Below are 6054 nucleotides of genomic sequence, written 5' to 3'. Positions count from 1 at the left end.
ATAGGAAAATTTTTTCTAGTAAAAATTCAGGAGAAATGCATGGATAAAAAAAAGCTTGTTATCCTTTATATAATTAGCAGTATTATATGGATCTATGGAACAAATTATCTTATTGAAGAATTTGTTCCTTCTTCCCTTGTCTGGGGTATAGAGAGGACAAAAGAAATTCTCTATATTGTTGTTACAGGTTTATTTATTTATTTTTCTTACAGTAAACAACAGAAATTAACTGATTCCCTTGAAGATCAAAATCGGCTGTCTACCTTGATTAATTCCATGGTTGACTTTGTTAATTTTAAGGATGGGGATGGCCGATGGATTGAGGCCAATGAGTTTGGATTGAAATTGTTCGGGCTTGAGGATGTTGACTATCGCGGGAAAACGGACTCCGAGTTAGCCGAGTATTCGAAATTTCATGGAGATGCCCTGCGGTACTGTGAAAAATCTGATGAAGAGACCTGGAGAAATCGAGTCATCACTCGAATGGAAGAGGTACTCGAGATGCCTGATCGGACATTCAGAACGTTTGATACGATTAAAGTTCCCCTCTTTAACCCTGACCACAGCCGGCAAGGACTCGTTGTGATTGGACGTGATGTTACTGAAAGAAGGGAAATGGCGAAACAACTTGCAGAAAGTCAGCAGCAATATAAATCTTTATTTGAATATAGTCCTGATATTGTCTATATGCTTGATTTAGAGGGAACCATTACCAATTTAAACCCCCATTTTGACCTGATAACTGGATTTGAACGAGAGGATATAATTGGACACAGCGTTTGTCAGTTGTTACCAAGAAAATATAAAAAATTCCTGCCTCATTTTATTCAATCAGTGGTGGAAGAAGTGAAACCGGTTATGTATGAGATTAATATTCCTCACCGGAATGGAAATCCCATCACCCTTCAATGCACTTCTGTTCCAATCATTGTTAATGGGAAAATCTCCGGAATTATTGGTTACGGACGAGATGTAACTACCCTAAGAAAAACAGAGGAACGGTTAAGAAGAACGGAAAAGCTGTCTGTCGTTGGTGAACTATCTGCTAGTGTAGCACATGAAATTCGTAATCCGCTTACCTCTTTAAAAGGGTTTGTTCAGCTTTTGAAAATGGAAGACGAAAAACATCAATTTTACTATCAGATCATGATGGATGAGTTAGACCGGATTAATCACATTGTGGGAGAACTGCTGCTTCTGGCTAAGCCGCAGCATCTTAAATTTTCCATAGCTGATATTCATAAGCTTTTAAATGATGTTATCTCGCTATTAAGTACGGAAGCCATTTACTATAATGTTGAAATCGTTTCCTCTTTTCCTGAAGAGGCCACCCACATTGAATGTGAACCTAATCAGCTAAAGCAAGTATTTATCAATATTATTAAAAATGCGATTGAAGCTTCTGAAAAAGGCGGAATCGTTGAAATTGTCATTCATCCTGCGCTGGCAGAACATGTAAGGATTACGGTAAAAGACTATGGATGCGGTATTTCCAAAGAACGCCTTGAAAAACTGGGTGAACCCTTCTATTCTTCAAAAGAAAAAGGAACAGGACTTGGGTTAACGGTCAGCTATAAAATTGTTCAGACTCACAATGGAGTCATTCGTTTTAACAGCCAAAGGAATCAAGGAACTTCTGTTGACATTTCTTTACCGATCAACCAGGAATTTACAAAAAATGCCATAAAAAATAAATAATCAAAAAAAACTGCCATTTGGGTGAATGATTCCTTGGCAGTTTTTTATGATTGTTCCTTCTTTTTTTTTCTATTTTTGAAAAAGGCAATGATTAATAAAAACGACGGGATCAGAATTTGAAAGGGCCAGTGTAAAACGATTGGGACTATTTCTAATCCCTCTTTTATATGCTCTGAATAATTGGATGCAATCGTGATGGATGTAAATAATACAAGTGCCCCTATAGGAAAGCTGAGCTTGGTCTGACTTTTAATTCCAAAGATATCAGCGGTTCCTGCAACTCCCGCGTAAAAAAAGATGGATATTTTAAAGAAACCGCCAATGACAAGATAGAGCATAAATAAAACATCAAGCCGTTCAATAAAATTTGCTAATTGGATTTTGCTAATAGTCGATAATAACGGAAAATTAGCCCGAGTAAACAAATTACTCCCCAAAGCGGCTACATTAATGACAGCTGTAATCGTGATATTAATGCCGCTAAGGACCATCCCTCCCATACAAACCCATTTTGCCTTTTTAGTATCATTTAAATAGGGCAGCACCATTGTAAAGACGATCATCTCCCCAAATGGAAAGTTAATGGTTTCCATAGAGAATGTTTTCAGTACAGGTTTCCAGCCATTCTCAAGAACTGGGCGAAGATTTTCCGGATGAATTAATCCCGAAAACATGATTAAACCAAAGCCTACGACCGCCACCATGTAAATCACAATAAAAAAGAGCTCTCCTACCCTTGCAATTACTTCAAAGCCTTTATGTATCCCATAAATAATCGTAAAGATCATTAAACAGTTAATGACAATTAAAGGGGTAACCGTGTAGATGGTAGAAGTTAGTAATTCACCAAAATCCCGCAGGACCCTGGCAGCACAATAGAGAAAATAAATGATATAGGAAATTCCTATTATACGGCCAATCCATTTTCCTGTAATTTTTTGAATATAACTTGTAAGCGGGAGGTCTGGATAATATTTATATAACTGATAGTAAATTAAAAAGACGGCTAATCCCCCACCAAGTCCTAATAATATAGCCAGCCAGGCATCCTGTTTGGCCTGCGCTCCCAATCCAACGAGGATTGCACTCCCCATCTCAAAAAGAACAACCAGAACAAATAGCTGGTAGGCCTTAATTTTTGCGTTTTCCATACACTCCTCCCCTTGTCAATTCTTAATTACCCATTGAAGACCAAAAAGGCAGCGTTCGAATTCCTTCACGGCGAACATAAAAGTCTGATGTTACATTCACCTTTAATGAGGCAAATTCCTCATCCCAATTTCCTTGAATTTTCTTCCATAAGTCAGGGTTAGCGGTATGCACTTTGTCTCCGAATCCAAAAATATCACTTTTGAGTTTTTGCGCTGCATGAACCGAGTTTAAAATTTGCCTGTTTATTTCCTTTTCGACGAGTTTATCTATTTTTCCGATAATGACGGGATTGTTTAAATCAATGGCTGTATTGGCTTCACTTATCCATCCTTCACTATCAATTTTTACATTTATTTGCGGCTTCTGATTAACAAAGTGAACCGAAACTTTTGTTTTGGAGCGTATCGGTGCTACAACAAGAGCTCTTTTCTTACCATTCCACGGGATAGAAATATCCGTACTTTTGAGTTTATCTTGAATCCAGACAATCCCCCGGGCCTTGTCATCATCTACCCAGCCCCGAAATTTCCCGTCATGAAAGATCGCTAATCCATGAGAAGAAAGATAGGCATCCGTTGTAGTTTTTTGGAGGTTCTCGGCTTTTCTTGCTTTAGATTTGATACCAATTAAGCTATAGCCATTTAAGAAAGGCTGTTTTCCCTTGCTGACTGCAGCAGCAAGAAAGTCATCAATATTTACGCTCATATTTTCACCGAGCATCGCCTCTGAAGCCTTTAATTGTTTGGTTATTTTATTAACGGGAAGTCTATCAAGAATCGTAAGAGTTGTCACAATTTCCTCAGCTGTACAGTCCCTCGCTATCACCATTATTGTGGTTGTTCGAAATTCCGGATCTCGATCGAGTCCATCCAAAATATAAAGCATATCTTCTTTCGCCACTTTTTCACTTACGACAACCACATTCGTATGAGCATAATAAAGACGACGTGATACCTTTTTGGTTGCGTTTCGGGCAGCTTCTGTTATGGTATCTCCGGTACTTCGATAAACAGCAATCGGAAGTCCCTGGCCTCCGCCGCTACCTTGTCCGGCTGATACGTTACCAGGATTTACTAATTGGAAGGAAAGCTTAAACTTTTTATCCTTTCCTTTATCAATTCCCATCGCCATGACAAAGGCCAAATCCGTTAATTCCTTTTGATTCCAGCAGGCACTAAGCAAAGGCGTTAGCATAAATAATATAGTTGCTATGATCAAACCCTTTTTCATGACTTATCACCTTGATTACTATTTTGCTCATCAGGACTTGGGGGATTAGGCTTTTGATTATCTCCTGTCCTCTTAATATTCCCTTTACTAATAAATGGGGGTCTATTTTTAAGCGCCCAAAGAGGAAAGCGGACAAACGCATCTTGTTGATTAGAAATATTAAAGGGTGCTAAGGGCATCATGTATGGGATACCGAACGAGCGGAGTGAACATAAATGAATCGCCATAAACATGAGACCAAGCATCATTCCATAAAAGCCTAACATGGTGGCTAACCCCATTAAGACAAAGCGAATTAATCTGGCTGCGATTGCCATGGCAAAAATCGGTGTAGAGAAGTTAGCGATGGCTGTAACGGAAACCACGATTACCATTACTGGTGAAACAAAACCAGCTTGTACGGCGGCCTGGCCAATTACAAGCGCACCCACAATGGAAACGGCCTGGCCGACTGCGCGTGGAAGCCTTAAGCCTGCCTCCCTTAAAATTTCAAAGGTAATCTCCATAATCAGGGCTTCGACAAATGCAGGAAATGGAACATTTTCTCGTTGTGCCGCAATAGCGATGGCCATGGTGGTCGGAATCATTTCTTGGTGAAACGTTGTGGCTGCAATATAGGTGGCCGGACCGATTAGGGCTATTAAAAAGGCAATAATTCTAAGGAGCCTAATTCCTGTTGAGATATCAAAACGGGAATAATAGTCATCCGGCGCCTGAAAGAATTGCACAAATATGGCAGGTGCTGTTAATACAAATGGTGTGCCATCAACAACGATTGCAATCCTACCTTCTAGCAGATGCGATGAAACGACATCTGGCCGTTCTGTATGAAAGGTCGTTGGAAATGTTGTCCATGTTTGATCTTCTATTAATTGTTCAATATACCCTGATGCGATAATGCCATCTATATCAATTCGTTGTAATCTTTTTTTGATTTCGGTAACAATTTTATCATTGGCAATTCCTTTTATATACATAATTGCAATATCGGTTTGGGTAACGGTCCCTATTTTCATCGGTTCTAACCATAAATTAGGACTTTTAATCCGCCTTCTTATTAACGCTGTATTGGTTCTTAGTGTTTCTGTAAAGGCATCCTTTGGACCCCTGATCGAGAGCTGGGTAGTCGGTTCTGATATTGAGCGCTTATCCCATCCCTTTGTTTCAGCACTAATCGCTTTATTACAGCCATCTATAAAAATGATTGTATTTCCTGATAAAAGTGAGTCATAAACTTGATTCCAATTATCAACCGACTGGACACTTCCTAAGGCGACAGCTTTATCGAGGAAGAATTGAAAGATATCTCTTTGTTCAGGAATTACATCCTTTTCCATAAAAGGTTCTAAAAGAAAATCACTAATGCTTACGGTATCGACTAGTCCATCTATATAGACGACCGCAGTCTTATGACTGCCTGCTTGAATTACTCGAATAGTGACATCGGAACTATTGCCTAATTCAGCTTTTATCCTTTCTAGATTGTCTTTATAGTCCCGAAGGATTGGCAATTCCTCTGGCTTTAGTGGATCTTGCTTTTGCCGATAATTATCATTCTGCCTCTTCTGTTGTTTCTTTTTTAATATCTGTGACAGGATTGACACAAGCGTCCACCTCATTTCCTAGAGATTGATAATGGGTATTTTCCCCAAAAAACACACCAATATCCATCATCTAAGAAAACTTTGGAATAAAGCGAATAAGGACTTTTAAAACTCTAAATACTAATCCATAACGTGGAATGAGGGTGAGCAAAATGAAATCTCTAATGATTGTTTGTCTATTAGCCGGAGGAATGCTCGGGTTAATTATTCTCCTAGACTTTATCATGGGAACCCCTCCCAATTTGCTAATTTGGAAGGCAATAAACCCCTTCCGGGTAATGGAACCCGCTGAATACGTGATTGTATTTTTATTTGCCCTCTTCTTTTGCATTCGATTGCTTCGTTCCTTCTTAAAAAAGAAGAAAAAACA

At 39.0% G+C, this 6054-nt stretch carries 5 protein-coding genes; 2 read left to right on the top strand and 3 right to left on the bottom strand.

Features of this window, described 5'->3' with window-relative positions; genetic code table 11:
* Positions 1-39: 39 nt before the first annotated feature.
* A complete protein-coding gene (locus V7266_RS20015) occupies positions 40-1698 on the top strand; it encodes a PAS domain-containing sensor histidine kinase (RefSeq protein ID WP_335470300.1) in 1659 nt (552 codons plus the stop codon).
* 44 nt (positions 1699-1742) lie between these two features.
* Here V7266_RS20015 and V7266_RS20010 read toward each other — a convergent pair whose 3' ends face one another.
* Genes V7266_RS20010 through V7266_RS20000 form a run of 3 tightly spaced genes read right to left on the bottom strand, consistent with a single transcriptional unit; the run spans position 1743 to position 5678 of the window.
* A complete protein-coding gene (locus V7266_RS20010) occupies positions 1743-2849 on the bottom strand; it encodes a GerAB/ArcD/ProY family transporter (protein WP_335470298.1) in 1107 nt (368 codons plus the stop codon).
* A 22-nt stretch (positions 2850-2871) separates the two neighbouring features.
* Positions 2872-4080 carry a Ger(x)C family spore germination protein gene (locus V7266_RS20005; protein ID WP_335470295.1) on the bottom strand — a complete coding sequence of 403 codons (1209 nt, stop codon included), beginning with the start codon at positions 4078-4080 and terminating at the stop codon, positions 2872-2874.
* Positions 4077-5678, bottom strand: a complete 1602-nt coding sequence (locus tag V7266_RS20000; protein ID WP_420491466.1) for a spore germination protein — start codon at positions 5676-5678, stop codon at positions 4077-4079. The genes V7266_RS20005 and V7266_RS20000 overlap by 4 nt, the downstream gene beginning before the upstream one ends.
* A 158-nt stretch (positions 5679-5836) precedes the next feature.
* Here V7266_RS20000 and V7266_RS19995 point away from each other — a divergent pair.
* The coding region (locus V7266_RS19995; protein ID WP_335470292.1) for a hypothetical protein at positions 5837-6054 on the top strand (218 nt) is incomplete at its 3' end.

The sequence above is a fragment of the Neobacillus drentensis genome, assembly GCF_036965645.1.
GTDB lineage: Bacteria > Bacillota > Bacilli > Bacillales > Cytobacillaceae > Neobacillus > Neobacillus drentensis_D.
The sequence above is the reverse complement of the archived record's forward strand: the minus strand, read 5'-3'. Positions and strand labels throughout refer to the sequence as shown.